Here is a 15,952-nt window from a genome sequence, read left to right as displayed (position 1 = left end):
GCCTTATTTAGGATCAAAGAGAGCCCATACCCTTATAAATTAGAAAATTAATTTACTTCCAACTACGGTTATGGGCTTGTTTACTTTTCATAAGCACTACACTACATTAGACTGAACCCCTTGATGTTGAGGATGTGTTTCTTGACTTCGCTTTTATTTTATGCCTTTTGCTCGCTTTAATGCCCGTATGCGCTACTCGTTTTCGACCCTTTTTATTCGCTCGGATTGTAAAACCAAGAAATTCCGACTCTCGTTTTCGCAGATTAATGATCTGCGATTTCTCTGGTGAGATGTCTAGTTTCAAGCGGTCTTTGAGATACAGAACAACCGCATGATACCACCTCTGAGCCGATTTCCAATCTCTACAAATGATTTTGAGGTAAGTAGCCCAAGGGAATCACACCCTCAGGCCCTCTCAGAACCGGACGTGAACCTCTCGGCTCATCCGGCTCCCATTATCCAATCGCAGGCAGTATTCCCATCTGCCAGTGTGCAAACAGTTTAGGAAGATTCTTTGCAAGTCGTCCCATCCAATTTATTGCCCGTGTCTTGTGCCTCTCCAATTTCTTGTACTTCCTTCTTGCCCAATGGATGAGTGCATCGTTCATATGACATAAAACGGGATATAGTTGCGACTTGTAGAAGTGTCCGTAGTAATTGATCCAACCTCTAATTGAGGCATTGAACATCCGCGACAGGTCATCTATGGCCACGTCCGACTTTAAATGCATCCGCCATCCTCTAATCGTCTGTCTCATCACTTTGCACGCCTTGTTGCTCACTGCTGGCGTGAAGTTGATGAAGTATTTTCCGAACCGATTCTTCGATCGCCTTGGCCGAAAGGTGTACCCCAGAAAGTCGAACTTAATTTCGGAATGCTCCCCTTTTCGGTCATCATCTTTGCAATACACAATTCGTGTTTTATCCGGATGCAGTTCGAGTTTACAAGCGTTGAACCTATTTCTGAGTTGCTCAAGGAGTCGTTCAGCTTCCTCTTTCGTACGACAGTGGATCACTGCATCATCCGCGTATCTTGCCCACGAATTATGGGGATGTTGTATTCCCATCCATTTATCGAATGTATAGTGCATAAACAGATTCGCAAGTACTGGACTGATGACCCCGCCTTGCGGCGTGCCCGAGTTTCGTTCTACGATGTCTCCATTCTTCATTTGGAACGGAGCTCTAAGCCATCTTTCGATGTAGAGAATGATCCACACACAGTCCGTATGTTTCTTTACTGCCTTCATAAGCAACCCATGGTCGATGTTGTCGAAAAGACCTTTAATGTCAAATTCCAACACCCAGTCATTTCTCCAACATCTGGTTCTTGTTACTCGAACCGCATCTATCGCGGATTTTCCCGGTCTGTATCCATAAGAGTCGTGGTGAAATATAGATTCCACCATCGGCTCAAAGATCAGTTTAACTGTCATTTGCGCGATACGATCTGAGACGGTTGGAATCCCCAATATCCTCACCCCGCCGTTCTTTTTCGGTATCTCTACCGCCTTAACTGGTGGGGGAAAGTAACTTCCCGAGGACATTCTGTTCCAGATTTTAAAGAGGTTAGCTTTGTGGTTTACCTCAAACTTTTGAATAGACTCTTCATCGACTCCGGCTGCTCCCTTATTCGCTTTGACTCGCTCATAAGCTTCCCATACGGTGTGCTTTGAAATTTCATACGACTTTGTTTTGTCCATTTGTTCCTCCCACTTACGTGGTTGACGTATTTTCAAAACTGGATAACATAGCCCCTTGGCTCCGCCACCTTTTCAGTGGGTTCATCGCTACTACAGGCTGTTCCGTCCCTATACCCCGCATCTGTATTTTCATCCTTGCGGGATTTCCGCTTGGATTTTTCCATTCGCATCGGAGTCGTAGGTTCCCACGTTCCGAACAAAAGCCTATGTTACGTTCACGTTGCCTTTATGCCAGTCACCATCTAGACAGTAAACAGGTTTCCTCCAGACTCATCCCAGGCCAACGACTCCCTCCTGGTTTTGATGACATCCCTACGCTTTCGACACTTTAATAGCAATTGACTTATGTTCGTCTCCGTAACACTCACCTGACAGAGTCTTGCTCTGCCTTTTCCTTAACGCTCACCACCAACGGCTTTTGACCGCAGCAGCTTAAGGTAATTTGAAGCCTCCGCCTGCACAGCGACTCCGAAGGGCCCGCCTTCATCTTTTGTTCAGCATTGCTTTGGCTTTCTTACGCGCCATGCATTCGTGGCGCACAGTCATCGGCGTAACGCACCTGATAGCCTTTTTTCAGACTTGAGCGTATTTTCGCAGCCCTTTCGCCAGTTCTTGATTTGAAAGGTTTTTTCAGCTGAAAGAGTTCCCATTGACCTGCAACCAAGTGATCTAAGTAATTTAATACAATATTCGAGAGCAGTGTTGACAGTAAACCGCCTTGTGGTACACCTTTTGAAGGTATTCCTTCCCCCTCGATTTCAGCTTTTAGCATTTTAGAGATGCAGTCTAAAACCTTTCTATCTCGAATGCCCATGTTCCAAAGTTGCTTCAAAAGTAGCGTATGGTTGACATTGTCGAAAAATCCCAAGATGTCGATGTCTACAACATAATGCATCGATGCCTGATTGATGAGAAATTGAACTCTTGCCATGGCATGGTGTGTCGATCGAAGGGGCTGAAACCATAGCTGTGGTTGTAAAATTGGGCTTCGGCTATGGGCTCAAGGACTTGCTTGAAGAATTGTTGAATAATGCGGTCGAGGATGCAAGGGATGCCAAGCAATCTCATTTTACCATTATCTTTTTGGATAAGCTTCCGTCTGACTTTCTTGGGGCGGTAGTTTTCCAGTCTGCTTTGGATTTCACTCACTAGTACTTGTTCGGATCGTTGTTCGATGTCTTTAATGGTTAGTCCACCTGTTCCTGGTGTTTTCGATCCTTTATTGGACTTCATTGTGCGGAAAGCTTAGCAAAATATTATCTCTAGATGTGACGATCTCGTAGAGGTGTGAAAAACTTTCTTTGTTTGCCGATCTTGCGTACAAGTCCGTAAAAGATTCCGTCATGCCGTAATACTCCCAATTTTGTAAAGCTTGCACTGTGGCCCCCCTCCTTAACGAAGCGATGTCCCCACATTCTTACCTGATCGGTGCAATTCACGTGTGGAAAATGATCGTTTACAGAGATTTCATCAGTCGTGCCCCTGCCCTCACAAGGATAAATTCATTTCGGCAAGTTCCTTATTGCAACCGTTTCGGGTAACAGCCCTTCCTGCAACGTCCCTTGTTTTCCAAGTCCCTTGCAACCTAGCTTTCCGCTCTGAACTTAGGTGCTTCCTCTAAGCCTGTGAGTTTGATGCCGCCATTGTTCGGCATAACGTATTTCATAGAAGAAAATTTTACTTTACACCACTCACCCCATCGTCTGATGGTACATTCGTTTCCGCATGCTCTAACTTTAGACCTGTACATTCGGAAGTTCGTCAGTTCGCTTCAATTAGAACATTCTCACCATATTCAGTTTTTCAGCCGCGCGACATATCCGTCGGCATACCTTTTTTTTCTTTCAAAATGGCTTCAGCCTTCGTTCTGTCGAATCTACCTGTACTTCACACCTCATGCTCTGTTAAACATGACGCGCGCAGGAGTATTGGCGGGATAATTTCAGGATACATGGCTTCCAATCATGCCTATGATCTGCCAGCTCCCCGTGATGCCGCGTTGAACAGTTACGCGTAAATCATAAGGACTCTCCTTCACGTTACGCGATAGAAAATGGTCGGTTCTTACGGCTGAAACGTAAGTAAACTAAAAACTCCAATCCAAGTAAGCATGGAATTGGAGTTTTTTAGTTTGGAAGAGGCTCATTTCCTTCTAATCTTTCCAGCTTGGAGTGCTTTCAAATACGTATTTCTTATGCTTTTAATTTTTCGATACATCGTTTTATCTTTGAGTTTGTTAAACAGATCATGGGATGGATAGTCAAAATTGACTTCAATGATCCATATTTTATGATGTTGATCGATACCAAAATCAATGCCAATTTGAGAAGAATATTTGTAGCGATTAAATCGATGACAAATGCGATGACTTAAATCGATTAGGTCTTTAATCGTTCTATGTTGCTGCTCATGGGTTAAACGTAGTGAAGTGTCTAATGCATTCTCAATCGGAATTGCATATCCACCTCCCCTATTTACGTTTGTAATAACACTAGACGATCCAGCAACTTTGGCTAACATTCCTGTATACTGCCACTCATTCTGTGAGTTTCGGATCATCATGACTCTGATATCAAAAGGCCTCGTTTGGATTTTGGCTAAATGAATCGCTCTCTGAACGATATATAGGTCTTTGGAAGTCTGTTTTTGTATCGCGTTATACGTGGACTTTAAATTCCGAAAGGACTTGACATCCCCCTTCACTTTAACAAATCGATACTCCTTTTCCGTAGACCATGCTTTCATGATACCTTTGCCCATGTGAGACATATTCGGTTTAATGTAAACCGATTGGTACCGTCTCATTAAGCTATAAAATGAATCCCGATTTAATACCGTTGTCGACGGCAAATAAGCTCGGATATGGGGATCCTTTGAATAAAATAAGTGCAAACCCAACTTACCAGGCATGCCATCCTCTCCCTGTTAAAGTATCTATCGAGCTGTAATGTACCTACTTAACCAATAAGGGCTTCTCCATCTCGTAATTGTCACGCCGGGAGGTGATTTATACGTATTGAGCATCCTGCCATTTCCGATATCAACCGCACAATGACCTATCCTATTATCCGAATACGCGGTCTACGGAAAAAGATGACATCACCGGCTTCAACATCCTTTTGAGCGATCCTTTTGCCCAAAGTTGCTTGAGATCTAGTCGTTCTGGGCAAGCTGATGCCATTTCTCCCGAAAATGTATTGGAGATACGATGAACAATCAAATCTTCTTGATCTTGGATAGGGTCCTGCTCCAAACCGGTATGGCGTCCCTCTCAATCTCATTCCGAGAGCTATTATGTCAGGTGCCTTTTCCGTTTCTTTGATCCTAATGGCTTTCTGAAGCCCCCTTTTAGCACTGGATGAGTTTGGTTGAATAGTAGGGATTCTCACATGAATTCCTGCTACAATAGGTTCTTTTAGATTTTTGTTAATCGCAAGCAATCTCGCTATTGTCGTGTTTAATAGCTCAGATAAACTTTTTAAGGTATCTCCTTTGAAGGTAATAAAGAATAATCCGGGTTGACGTATGAAAGCTTTCCGGGTTGCCAAATTTGAAGTGATATCTACATTAAAGAGCCTATTGATTGACCTAAAACTCACGTATCGTTTTCCCTGGTCAGTAAGGAGGGGATCCATCCGGAAGTTAACTCCCTCACTTCTGGAAATCCCTCCCTGTCGTGGAATAAATATGAATTCAGAACCATCTGTAGCAAACAGGAATCTGGCATTGCCTCCTTTTAAATCATACTCTAGAATTTCCAATACATCGTCCAAGGCTAGGTAGCGAATTCCGTTTAGAAGGATAATTATTTTGTTTTTAAAACTTTTACGCGTATTTTCAAAAAAGTCTTTTTTCAATTACTTCTTTATATTCTTAGAGGAAGGGATTTGAACCCTGGAAAAACAAATAAAAAGAAGATGGTCGTTAGTATCGTCCATCTTCCCGGGTTCATTTCGTTCGTATAGTCATGTCAACGTTTTCTTAGATTAAGACAATTGAAATGATTGGGTGCCGTTTCCGGCAGAAACAACGCTCACCGTTTCGAGCATCGCACTTATCTAAAGCCATCTAAAGACCGTGCCCCATGTAAATCTGTTCGCATATAATACCTCTAAATGAATATGTAGGAGGTAGATATATTGAAGAAAGTGAAATACAAAATGGGGAAATTAGGCAAACATATTTTCATGCAAAAATATAGCAATATAAACACGGTATTACCTGATACAGAAGCAGCAACAAAATCTAACATCTTTAATATGATAAGTAAGTATGACTCTCTTTACTTAAAACCAGATGAAGGCACCGGAGGTCGTGGAATATATAAAATAACTAAAACCGAAAATGGGTTTGTTTTAAGAGGTGGAACTACCTCAAGAAATTATAAAACCTTTGATGCTTTATACAGTTCTCTTCACAAGTTCTTATATAAAAACAAATATGTTGTTCAACAAGGTATTGATCTGTTAAAACATGACGGTCGCTCATTTGATATACGGGTTATGGTGCAAAAGAACAGAAATGGACAACTCCAAACGACAGGTATAATTGGGCGGTTGGCTAAACCGAGCAAGATAGTAACTAATTTCCACAGTGGAGGCACACCATTAAAAATAGACACATTACTCAAATCACATCTCAGAGGAGCCGATAGGACAAACTTTATAAAGAAGATTAAAGCTTTAGGGAGAGAAGCGAGTATTGTTCTCGGAGAAAGTTATAGAAGAAAAAAAGCTTTCGGAGTTGATATTGCTATTGATTCAAATATGAAGCCATGGATTCTAGAGATTAATACTGGGCCAGATATGAGTATTTTTAATTCGCTTAAAGACAAAACAATGTATAGAAAGATTTTAAGGTATTCAAGATTTTGAACGATCAATTCGATGAACTGAACCTATACGGATGGTATATATGATAAAGATTTTCCACTTATCTATCCAGAATCCTCTTCATCATCCACTCGCTTTATATCCTTGTTTCAGGAACGTTTCGACTAAGTTCCAGAACTTTTATTAACGATTTAATTACATTCTGCTTGGTTGCAAACCCTCCCATTAAATCCATTTCTCCTCAACGAAATTTAAACATTGAGCATAAGTATGCGTTTTTGATGTTGTTTGTGCTTGTGTCTATTTCAATAACTTAAGTAGGTGCGTACTTTAAATGATCTTGGAGGTGACTTTTGCAAAATGCACATAACTGAGAGTCTTTTAGCGAAAGACACGAAGTTCGAAACACCTTACTACATTATCAAAGGTTCCTCAGCAGGGAATAAAGTAATTGTAACAGCAGGTATTCATGGTGATGAAAGAGCAAGCATTCTCGCAGCTAAAAAATTTTTGGGTTTGATACAGAAGGATCTTCTCCACATTAACAAAGGGAGTTTGATTATCATTCCAATTGTTAATCAAAACGCCTATAAAGAGCGGATTAGGGGTATTCCCGATTTGAATCGGACTTTCCCACGTAAACACAATCATGTGGCAAGTCATCCTCTTTCGGCTGCCTTATGTAAATTGGCAAAGGAATTCCAGCCAACCTGGTATATTGATCTACATGAAGCAAACGGTTTATCAAAAATCACCCCAAAGGTGTTAGGACAAACATTAATTGCCAATCCTAAAAGCAAAGTAATACCTTTTGTAAGACGAATTGTGCGTCTCATGAATCTCACGATAAAACAAAAATCAAGACATTTTACGGTTCGCTTGCGGAATTTACCTTCTGGTTCGGGTCGTAATGCCGCATATCGTTTATTAAATTCAAGAGCTATCACCGTCGAAACGAGTTGGAATTTACCCCTTTCTGATCGAGTAAATTATCAAATGAAAATCCTTCGGAATATTCTAAATGAAGCAGGCGTGCTAAAAGAAGATATTGCTAGGTTCCCTCAACAGAATGATGAGCGGCAACTCTATAGGGAAGGTTACCGCTCTTTCTTTGGTTGATGCTGTATATGAAAAGACGACTTCTACTCCATCTTTTTGGGTAGTTGTCGTCTTATTTGCATTTATACGTCCTGTTTGTTCAGGTATTCTTATTCACTTAGTTTCAATTTCCGTTTTAGATTAACTGCGAATATTGCCTTCGCCCCTTCCATCTCCATCCCTAATAGACCGAGGATGTGGATACATCATACCCGTGCCTGTGTTTCACTTGCTGTTCTTCGCCTCAATCTTGTATCGCTCTTTAGACTTCTCCTTGAAGTGCCCACATTCTTGAAATACCATTTGTTCAGTATACTCTTCGGATTTTATGCTTACCGAATAAGTTTTGCTTTTGCTCCAGCCTTGTAGCATCCTTCTTGGAACGGACATCGCTTGCATTTCTTTACATCAAAATAGTAGATATCGGTTTGGTTTGTCCCTACGTCTTTCTTCCCTTGCCGCGCTTTTCTATCAGGCCGACTCTGCACACGAACATGCCGGCGTCTTTATTGAATTAAAACTCATCCTCTTTCTTTTCCCCCTTCTATGTACACTCTCGATTTTCTCAATTCGCCAGCTGCTCTCCAAGTCATTAAAGCTTGTTATGTTCTATTCCCCTTTGCCTATTTTTTGAGTAGTTTCATGGGCTTAGAAAGTGCAAACAGCTCCCCAATAGTATACCGGGAAGCAGTCCTTCATTTCGAACAAACCGCGCGGCTTTATTCCTTTAGCGCGGAGGATATGGATAAACCTTCCGTAAAATACTTTTGAACGAAAATAAAAATAATCAAAAGTATTATAGCAGACATCACCGTGATCGTGTTTACTAGTGTAAATTCATTTTCAAACGTTCTTTGCGCCACAGTTAACCCAGCAGTAATTGTTCTTCTACTGATTCTGTTTGTCGCTACTAGCGGCCATAGCAAGGAGTTCCAGTTTTTTCGAAATGCAAATAATCCGACAACAAAAAGTACAGGTCTACTGAGAGGTATGATCATATTGGTAATTATTTCCGAAGAATAGGCACCGTCCATATGTGCCGACTCACCCATCTTAATGTCAAGCTTCGCAAAAGCTCCTCTTTTACTATTTTGTTTGCATCGCAAATCGTCATATTGGTCACCTCCGTTCCGACAACGGTGTAGGAACTCCTTACTAATCATTTCAGACGTTTCTACTCTTCTTGTATGTCAGGGAAAACCCTGGTCTCCGCATTCGTTTAAATGGTGTCAAATGGGCAGGAGTACTCATACAATATATGATGGTTGGGAGGGAGTGTCTAGAAAATGCCTTCAATTGTTGTAAATGGTGGTATCAAGGTCATTAGTGTTAGTTCTGGTTCTAATGTACAGATCGGAAATACCTTCAATATTAATCTATCAAGCAATTCCAAAACCTTCGCAGGAGCCATCTCATTTTGTCCCGGTGACAGCTTTGGAAGTGTCCAGAATGTTCTTAATGGCAGCACGAATACAATTGACCCAGATATTGTGGATACACCAAATATGAATATATAATGTGTACTCTCATGTGAAAAAGTTATTTGTACCCTGACATAATAGTGTTAGGGATTTGAGCGTTCCAAAACAACCCCAACGGCTACTTTATGACATATCCACATTTCCACCTTCGAGCATGTACCGAAAGTAGTTTGCCTATATCATAATACGTCCTTTAGGAGCTTCGGTTGGGGATTTGTTTTCACAAACGCAAGAGTTCGGCGGGTTAGGATTAAGTGCAACGATAACTAGTGTCATTTTCCTTTTAGCCATCTTACTGATCATCATTTTCCTTTCCATCACGAAGCGAAATCTAGTCGCACCCTCATCAACAAAAGCCGCCTATGAAACGAAAGGATTTGCCGTCATCTGGCAAGTAGTCGTAGTTGTAGGTATACTGGTGCTCGAGGTAGGATCCGGCTATTATTGGCGTAGTACAAATCTCCAAGATGCCCTACCACAGGGGGATTCAACTAGCTACGTTCAGCAAGCCTCCAATTATGAATGCCAATCAAATGTCCTTCTTCGTGCATCCTTCTGATGAGTTCTGGATATTTCTCCGCTTTGACACTAATGGCAGGTCATTAGATTTACTTTAGGCAACTTTGATATCTCCATTTGTATCTTGCGACTGTGCGGGAGAACCTCCACGGAATACAACAAGGATAACAATAAAAATAGTTAATACAAGACTAACCGCACCGCTGCCAAACCCCATTTCACCGTTACTTTGAGATGCAGATAACCAATCAGCAAACGAGGCACCTACTGGTCGCGTCAAGATATAAGCGAACTAAAAGGCAAAAATTTCTTTCATACCAAACATAAAGTACCCTACAGCTGGAATGACAAGCATCCCGGTAAACAGCAAGCCGGAAGTGAAGAAACCTAAGTGCATGCTTGTCGCGGTCATATCCCCTGCAGAAGTACCAAGTGCAAATATCGTTAGAACCGTAAGCCAATAGAAAATCTCGCGGCGACGTGTAAAAATACTGTGCACGGATAACGTTTTTTCCTTGTAAAACCAAGTGATGAGAATAGCAGCTAGTGCCGCTACAAAGAAAAGGGTCGATACGATATAGGGAATTCCCAAACCTACACGAACAACGTCCGCGGCCATTGTGCCAAAAATACTAACCATGATGACGACTAGCCAGTAGACACCAGGAACATATTTACGCACTTTGAACTGCAAGATCATGGCTGCTACGAAGATAAGAACACTTAGCAGTGCTGAAATCAGCCGATTCAGGTGTTCAAATAAGTAGTCAGAAGCGACTTCTCCCATGCCAGTTGTCAGCAGTTTGGTGATCCAAAAATAGAGCGTAATTTCGGGTACCTTGGCAGCTAATTGTTTAATGTGATTAAATATAGGTGATCTAGAATTACTCATTCTTGATTTCTCCTTACCCTTGAAGTTGCGAATTTTTACGTGGCGACATAGTAACGACTTAAATTGCAATACTATCCTTATCATGCTTTTACAGAGAATTGGAGCTAACTTCACCATGCATTCAAAATTAAAAGTAACTATTTTCCTTGTTCTAAGCGTCATTTCTGTTCTTTGCTTTTTAGTGGTTGCTTCCCTGTTAAAAGGACAGCCGATTGCACATTTTGACAGCAGCGTGATCGCTTCGATTCAAGGAATGGAAAGACCATGGCTGACTTCGCTAATGAAAGCTTTTACTTTCATCGGTTCAACGCCCGTTGTGATTGTCATTGCAATAGGCTGTTTATTCCTCTTCTTTAAATTCCTCCACCACCGACTAGAATTAGTTCTATTTCTGGTCCTTGTGGCGGGCACCGCCATTTTGAATTTTATCTTGAAAATGATTTTTCAAAGGGAGCGCCCTTCGCTTCACAGAATAATTCAAGAAACAGGGTACAGCTTTCCCAGCGGCCATTCCATGGAGGCTTTTGCGCTGTATGCCGCACTTGCCTTTCTACTATGGCGACATGTCCCTACAAAACGCGGTCGAACGACGGTCATTTTGATCAGTATCCTAATGATACTCATGATTGGTATTAGTCGGATCTATCTCGGTGTCCATTATCCGAGTGACGTTGTTGGCGCTTATTTTGCTAGCGGATTCTGGTTCACTTTCAGTGTTTGGATCTTTCAATGGTATATGGAAAATCGCGCTAAAAGAGTTCGTTCAATTGAACGCTGAAAATGATTATGATCTGCTGGCTTTGAATGTCAGCTTAAAGCTAATGACATTGCTACAATATAGGGAGCACCATTCAAATATTGTGTTAAATCCGTATTTTCAAATAAGTAATATTTGGCCCAGTTATATTTGGCTCAAGAATCCAACGATGCTTGTCCCAAAGCAAACATGATACCAATCGAAAGCGCGATAGCGTTCGAACTGCTGCGTGAAATCGTAGATATCTTAAAGGCCAAAGTGACAACCAACACCATTTGAATACCTTGATATAAATAGGCACTAATAGCATGTTTCACGATACTTGTTTCATGAGCAATCGTATCACTCGATGCGTAAACATACGGAGCACTTATGTCCTTAAATCCATGCAGGAGTTCTGATACTAAGAAGGCCGTAGCGAACAAGAGAATGAATAACAATATCGAAAAAGTAAATGCCGATATATAGCATTCAGCATATTTCCCAAAAAGCGTTTCCTCTGTAGGCGGGATATTATGATCAATATGATACTGATTCACATTGATACGCGAAGTAACATGTGCTTTCCATTCAGGTCCTCTGTTCATATTATTTAATTGCAGAGTATCATTTTGAATCTATTGCTGCATATTGATCTGCCAATTCGCATCTGCCACCTGCGTAGGCTTCACACTGTATTGTTGGGCAATCAAAAAGCAAACCATCGTGACAACCAGACCAATAATCAATAACCACGTTCGCAATCGTTGGTATATCTTCATATTTTCATTTAAGAGCAGATTAACCATTGGACTCACCGCCTGTCATTTTCAAGAATTTATCTTCCAACGTAGTAACCGAATGAAGCATGTTACATACCAACTGCTTGAATTAGCTGAATTAGAACATGAGTCGAGGCTCTCTCCATTAGTAATTTTGATCTGATCTCACTCTTTAAGGAGACCATTCACCTTCTACAGCCACTTTCAAATAAAAATATGCTGCTATCCCCTTCTGCTTCAAATCTATTCTTAGCAGTGGATCGTTTACATACAGGTCAAATAGGTGATTTTAATTATCTTGGATAATGCTTTAAAATATGCGAACCACCGTATAGACATTTACCTCGAACATCAGGAATCACATGTATGTATCCGAATTGTTGATGATGGCATCGGTAATCCTTCCGAATTTTTGCCTTTCATTTTCGACAGGTTCTATCGCGTTGACCGCTCTAGGAGCCGGCAAACAGGCGGATCTGGCTTAGGCCTAGCCATAGCCAAATCGATTGTCACCCTGCATGGTGGAACCATCCAATTGAATAGTGAATGGAATTGCGGAACGGAAGTTATCATTTCCCTCCCCATGAAAAACCCTCTAACCATTAAAAGTTAGAGGGTTTTGATGCTTTTTGATTCAATATATACTTCGCATATTTCTTTGGTGTTTCATAGGTCCGATAAAATGTTGATCTCAACTTTGCCTTTTTAAAAGAATAGCGCTGATCTCGTCCGTTGATTTCTATTAATTGAATAGCGCCTTGTCGATCTACTCCGATATCTAGACCGACGTCTGCCAATTGAGGCAATTTCCCGCTCAAATAAGACATAATCTGCATGGAAGCTTCGCGGATAGCAGAAGCCATCTGTTCGTGTTCAAATCCGCTCGCAAGGAACAACTCCTCGACCTTTTTTACTTTTCCACCTTTGGCCACATTCGTTACATGTCTTCCTGTCGCTGCTATCCTGCCAATCATTCCAATGACTTGCCAACTCCCCGTGCTGCCGCGTTGTAGCGTTACGCGTATATCATAAGGTCTTCCCTTGTATGTTGCTACAGGAATGGCTTCTTGAATCATATATCTCAATTTACCCACATACCTCGTGATCGTAGTTACTGCTTTTTTTCTCGATAGCAATTTGGGTGACCCTTTCTTCCAGTAAAACAGCCATTTCCCGCTCTTATGCTTCTTAAGTTTCATAATCCCTTCGCCCACACTGCTATTCGTAGGCTTGATATATAAAGAAGAATAATTCTTCATTGCCGATTGTAGTTCCTCTGGTGTAAATGGCATTGATACAGGAAAATAAGCTCGTAGCGTTGGATTCTGATAGATCAGTTTATAGATCCTATACTTATCATATCGATTCTGTCGATTGATATAAATAGCTAGCTTGCGATACTTGCTTGAGTTTCCCATTCTCCTTGGACGAAAAAGTAATGACGCGGTTATGTCTTACTTCGGGAATAGGACGGCGTTCCAGCTTGTATGTCTTTTTACGATAAATAAACCCAGATGCTGATCTACTCCCTAAATGATCTAGCGACATGTAAAAGAGTCTTAAGCCAAGCTCCTTTGCCGCTTTGTTTTAAAGAGCAAGCCGTTCATTCCCTGTTCATCTGCTTGGAATTCCTTTAAATGTTTGCCGATCCACCAAGATACCGACCGTATCAAGCATAAGCACACCACCATTCAGATAGGAACTATGGTACAGTATATTGCCATAGTATCCGAGCCATCACGGTAGCATCCTAAGAGGTTAGATTAGAATGTTATCATAAAGGGGATGCATGAACTAGCTTTTACGTCCCTTATTTATGATGTCAATATTTTTTTGCTCACTAAATTCTCATCGTTTTCTAATAAATCGCGCTATGTCCTTGTGAGCTCTTTATTCCAGAGCTAGTTAGTAATCCTTAGGAGGTTCTAAGTGTGTTAAGGTTATCCCAGGCCAAGTGAAAGCCTAATACACGATCCTTAAGGAGGATATCCAATCATGAATCCTATGAAAACGAATCGCCTGAAAAAGTCGCTATTAGGAATTACACTTAGTGTTTCCTTATTTGCTTCTATTAGTGTGATGGCCGCTCCACATGCGGCTCACGCTGCTACAACGAACACGATGTCAGCAACATCAACTTCCGTATCTACCAAAGCCGATGGCATCATCAGCTTGGGTAAAAAATATCTCGGTGTTTCCTATAAGTTCGGTTCTCAGAAAGGAAATACACGCACATTTGACTGTTCTTCCTTTACGCAATATGTCTATGGCCAGTATGGCATTTCGCTGCCGCGTTCTTCTAAAGAGCAATCACAAGTAGGTAGTTACGTACCTAGGAATCAACTAAAACCAGGAGATCTAGTCTTCTTCTATTCACCTATTCATCATGTTGGTATTTATATTGGGAATGGCAAAGTCATGCATACGTATGGCAGCCCTGGTGTAACCTTCTCGGATATGAATTCCGGTTGGTGGAGCACGCATTATAAGACGGCTCGCCGCGTCATTAAATAAAGTAGAAAAACCTCCTTCACTTCATACGTGAGGGAGGTCTCTTTGTATTGTATCATCGTACATTCTTCGCTTCATGATCTTTACACTTTCCGGGAATGATAAGAATATGCTCTAGGATGAAGGCCTTTTCCGTTTCAGTTAAATTCGAACCCTGAATAAGCCTTACTACTTTCTCTTCTAGCTCGTGTATCGTACGCAGAAAAACATCCATTTCATCCAATGGTTCTCTCATTTTAACACATCCTTTCCTGTTCATTTTGCGAATATGCACTGTCATAGGCGTTACATTTCTTAAATCTCTTTTAACTCTGAGCTTTCCAGATACCTTGAATAGCTGATGCATCCTTTGTCGCCCCCAAATAAGGCAGATGATATAAATCTTCTATCGTTCGTAAAACATTCAAATGGGTAATATGCTGATCATAACGAACGGGCTTGACCATCGATCCTACAAAAATCGTTGGTATATGGTTGTCTTTCGAGGTATCATCTTCGTCCCATGTGAGTATGAGCAAGCTATTATGACTTTGAGCCCAATTCACATAGGGACCGATTTGGGTTTTCAGCCATTCATCAGCAGAAAGAATGGTCCCATCATGCATATCATTATCTAAATTAGGTATGACAAAAGATACCGTAGGCAGTTTGCTAAAATCTGGTGGAAATTGAGTAAAAGGTAGGTTACTCTCCTTCGCTACATTGGAGAAACTCACCCAAGGGCTGTGTTTTCGACCATATTGGTGATTGGTACAAGATGTTGAACCGATCCCAGGTAAATCTTCCGAATAACCGGCAAATGAATAGCCTGCTTGTACCAGTTCGCTTGCCAAATTTGCTGTTTTGAACACATGTCCGCATGAGTCATCAGTAACTCCTTGATTTGATCCAGAGAAGAGCACAAAATAATTTGGCTGACTCGGATGTGCAACAGCATAGGAATGCGTAAAAAATGCTCCTTGCTTGGCCAATGCATTGATATAGGGAGCCGAACGATTTCCGATTAATGTCTCATAAGAATGATTTTCTTCAATAACGATGACGACATGGTCAGGTCTTGTCCCTTCAAAAATTGGTTGAGAAACCTTTGGTTGAGCTGAACTCGTTGACACTGGGCTGGGACTTGGGCTGGGACTTAGTGTTGGAGATGTACGAACTGGTGGAAGCGTTGGTGAATGAATAGTACTAGGGCTCGGAGATAATTCTGTTGTCGATGGATGACTTTGATCCGTATTGGAGCACGCTGTCATCACAAACACTAGAAAATATAACATACCCAAGGATGCTTTCATGTGATGTTCTACTCCTCTCTTTCTTCCTAAACCTTCTGAGGAATAAGCGCATCCTCATTATCTGTTATTAACATTACGTGATGGAAATGAAAAAAAAATGAGAATC

The 15,952-nt window shown here is 41.3% G+C and carries 18 protein-coding genes and 4 pseudogenes; 7 read left to right on the top strand and 15 right to left on the bottom strand.

Translation table 11 applies throughout. The annotated features are described in order from the left end of the window. Positions 1-139 precede the first annotated feature (139 nt). The 5 genes and pseudogenes from A8709_RS35160 to A8709_RS15415 all read right to left on the bottom strand — a co-directional run. Positions 140-391 (bottom strand): annotated as a pseudogene (locus A8709_RS35160) (group II intron reverse transcriptase/maturase); the annotation flags it as partial. A gap of 64 nt (positions 392-455) precedes the next feature. Further along, complete coding sequence (gene ltrA, locus A8709_RS15430) at positions 456-1,703, bottom strand: group II intron reverse transcriptase/maturase (RefSeq protein ID WP_065853242.1); 1,248 nt, start codon at positions 1,701-1,703, stop codon at positions 456-458. Between the two features lie 541 nt (positions 1,704-2,244). After that, positions 2,245-3,081, bottom strand: a pseudogene (locus tag A8709_RS15425) (reverse transcriptase domain-containing protein); the annotation flags it as partial. Positions 3,082-3,845: 764 nt separating this feature from the next. Further along, positions 3,846-4,613: a YheC/YheD family protein gene (locus tag A8709_RS15420; protein ID WP_065853241.1), complete on the bottom strand. Its 768-nt coding sequence runs from the start codon at positions 4,611-4,613 to the stop codon at positions 3,846-3,848. A gap of 146 nt (positions 4,614-4,759) precedes the next feature. Further along, entirely contained in the window at positions 4,760-5,560 is an 801-nt protein-coding gene (locus A8709_RS15415; RefSeq protein ID WP_244163205.1) for a C40 family peptidase, read from the bottom strand. A gap of 291 nt (positions 5,561-5,851) precedes the next feature. Here A8709_RS15415 and A8709_RS15410 point away from each other — a divergent pair, with 291 nt between their 5' ends. Together A8709_RS15410 and A8709_RS15405 are read left to right on the top strand one after the other, a co-directional pair. Further along, entirely contained in the window at positions 5,852-6,577 is a 726-nt protein-coding gene (locus tag A8709_RS15410; RefSeq protein WP_244163215.1) for a YheC/YheD family protein, read from the top strand. Positions 6,578-6,895: 318 nt separating this feature from the next. Further along, a complete protein-coding gene (locus A8709_RS15405; RefSeq protein ID WP_065853240.1) occupies positions 6,896-7,654 on the top strand; it encodes a M14 family metallopeptidase in 759 nt (252 codons plus the stop codon). Between the two features lie 89 nt (positions 7,655-7,743). On the opposite strand, the pseudogene A8709_RS33700 reads toward A8709_RS15405, so the two are convergent. Further along, positions 7,744-8,168, bottom strand: a pseudogene (locus A8709_RS33700) (transposase); the annotation flags it as partial. 751 nt (positions 8,169-8,919) lie between these two features. On the opposite strand from A8709_RS33700, the gene A8709_RS15395 reads away from it, so the two are divergent. Together A8709_RS15395 and A8709_RS35685 are read left to right on the top strand one after the other, a co-directional pair. Beyond that, positions 8,920-9,150: a spore germination protein gene (locus A8709_RS15395; protein ID WP_065853238.1), complete on the top strand. Its 231-nt coding sequence runs from the start codon at positions 8,920-8,922 to the stop codon at positions 9,148-9,150. Positions 9,151-9,328: 178 nt separating this feature from the next. Next, positions 9,329-9,382 (top strand): annotated as a pseudogene (locus tag A8709_RS35685) (hypothetical protein); the annotation flags it as partial. Between the two features lie 223 nt (positions 9,383-9,605). On the opposite strand, the gene A8709_RS35595 reads toward A8709_RS35685, so the two are convergent. Genes A8709_RS35595 through A8709_RS15385 form a run of 3 tightly spaced genes read right to left on the bottom strand, consistent with a single transcriptional unit; the run spans position 9,606 to position 10,525 of the window. Continuing rightward, entirely contained in the window at positions 9,606-9,674 is a 69-nt protein-coding gene (locus A8709_RS35595) for a hypothetical protein (protein ID WP_341833427.1), read from the bottom strand. 53 nt (positions 9,675-9,727) lie between these two features. Further along, positions 9,728-9,913, bottom strand: coding sequence for a hypothetical protein (locus A8709_RS35155; protein WP_244163204.1), 186 nt, complete (start codon positions 9,911-9,913; stop codon positions 9,728-9,730). A gap of 12 nt (positions 9,914-9,925) precedes the next feature. Next, positions 9,926-10,525, bottom strand: coding sequence for a COG4705 family protein (locus A8709_RS15385; RefSeq protein WP_244163203.1), 600 nt, complete (start codon positions 10,523-10,525; stop codon positions 9,926-9,928). A gap of 115 nt (positions 10,526-10,640) precedes the next feature. On the opposite strand from A8709_RS15385, the gene A8709_RS15380 reads away from it, so the two are divergent. Further along, positions 10,641-11,303, top strand: a complete 663-nt coding sequence (locus tag A8709_RS15380) for a phosphatase PAP2 family protein (RefSeq protein ID WP_065853236.1) — start codon at positions 10,641-10,643, stop codon at positions 11,301-11,303. Between the two features lie 134 nt (positions 11,304-11,437). Here the strand turns inward: A8709_RS15380 and A8709_RS15375 are convergent, their stop codons facing one another. Then, entirely contained in the window at positions 11,438-11,869 is a 432-nt protein-coding gene (locus A8709_RS15375) for a hypothetical protein (RefSeq protein ID WP_065853235.1), read from the bottom strand. Positions 11,870-11,899: 30 nt separating this feature from the next. Further along, a complete protein-coding gene (locus A8709_RS34555) occupies positions 11,900-12,043 on the bottom strand; it encodes a hypothetical protein (RefSeq protein ID WP_167357081.1) in 144 nt (47 codons plus the stop codon). A gap of 283 nt (positions 12,044-12,326) precedes the next feature. Here A8709_RS34555 and A8709_RS15370 point away from each other — a divergent pair, with 283 nt between their 5' ends. Further along, on the top strand, positions 12,327-12,656 hold the full coding sequence (locus A8709_RS15370) for an ATP-binding protein (RefSeq protein ID WP_084224961.1): 330 nt from the start codon (positions 12,327-12,329) through the stop codon (positions 12,654-12,656). On the opposite strand, the gene A8709_RS15365 is transcribed toward A8709_RS15370, so the two are convergent. Beyond that, positions 12,646-13,461 carry a YheC/YheD family protein gene (locus A8709_RS15365; protein ID WP_065853233.1) on the bottom strand — a complete coding sequence of 272 codons (816 nt, stop codon included), beginning with the start codon at positions 13,459-13,461 and terminating at the stop codon, positions 12,646-12,648. The genes A8709_RS15370 and A8709_RS15365 overlap by 11 nt on opposite strands. Then, positions 13,400-13,591 (bottom strand): hypothetical protein, encoded by a 192-nt coding sequence (locus tag A8709_RS34920; RefSeq protein ID WP_208607689.1) that lies wholly within the window; start codon positions 13,589-13,591, stop codon positions 13,400-13,402. Before A8709_RS34920 ends, A8709_RS15365 begins: the two co-directional genes overlap by 62 nt. 456 nt (positions 13,592-14,047) lie before the next feature. Between A8709_RS34920 and A8709_RS15360 the strand changes: the two genes are divergently transcribed. Continuing rightward, positions 14,048-14,557 (top strand): C40 family peptidase, encoded by a 510-nt coding sequence (locus A8709_RS15360; protein WP_065853380.1) that lies wholly within the window; start codon positions 14,048-14,050, stop codon positions 14,555-14,557. 52 nt (positions 14,558-14,609) lie between these two features. Here the strand turns inward: A8709_RS15360 and A8709_RS15355 are convergent, their stop codons facing one another. After that, on the bottom strand, positions 14,610-14,789 hold the full coding sequence (locus tag A8709_RS15355; protein ID WP_065853232.1) for a hypothetical protein: 180 nt from the start codon (positions 14,787-14,789) through the stop codon (positions 14,610-14,612). A gap of 70 nt (positions 14,790-14,859) precedes the next feature. Then, positions 14,860-15,846, bottom strand: a complete 987-nt coding sequence (locus A8709_RS15350; RefSeq protein WP_065853231.1) for an alkaline phosphatase family protein — start codon at positions 15,844-15,846, stop codon at positions 14,860-14,862. Positions 15,847-15,952: the final 106 nt, after the last annotated feature.

The sequence above is a fragment of the Paenibacillus pectinilyticus genome, from assembly GCF_001700435.1.
Lineage (GTDB): Bacteria > Bacillota > Bacilli > Paenibacillales > NBRC-103111 > Paenibacillus_E > Paenibacillus_E pectinilyticus.
The sequence above is the reverse complement of the archived record's forward strand: the minus strand, read 5'-3'. Positions and strand labels throughout refer to the sequence as shown.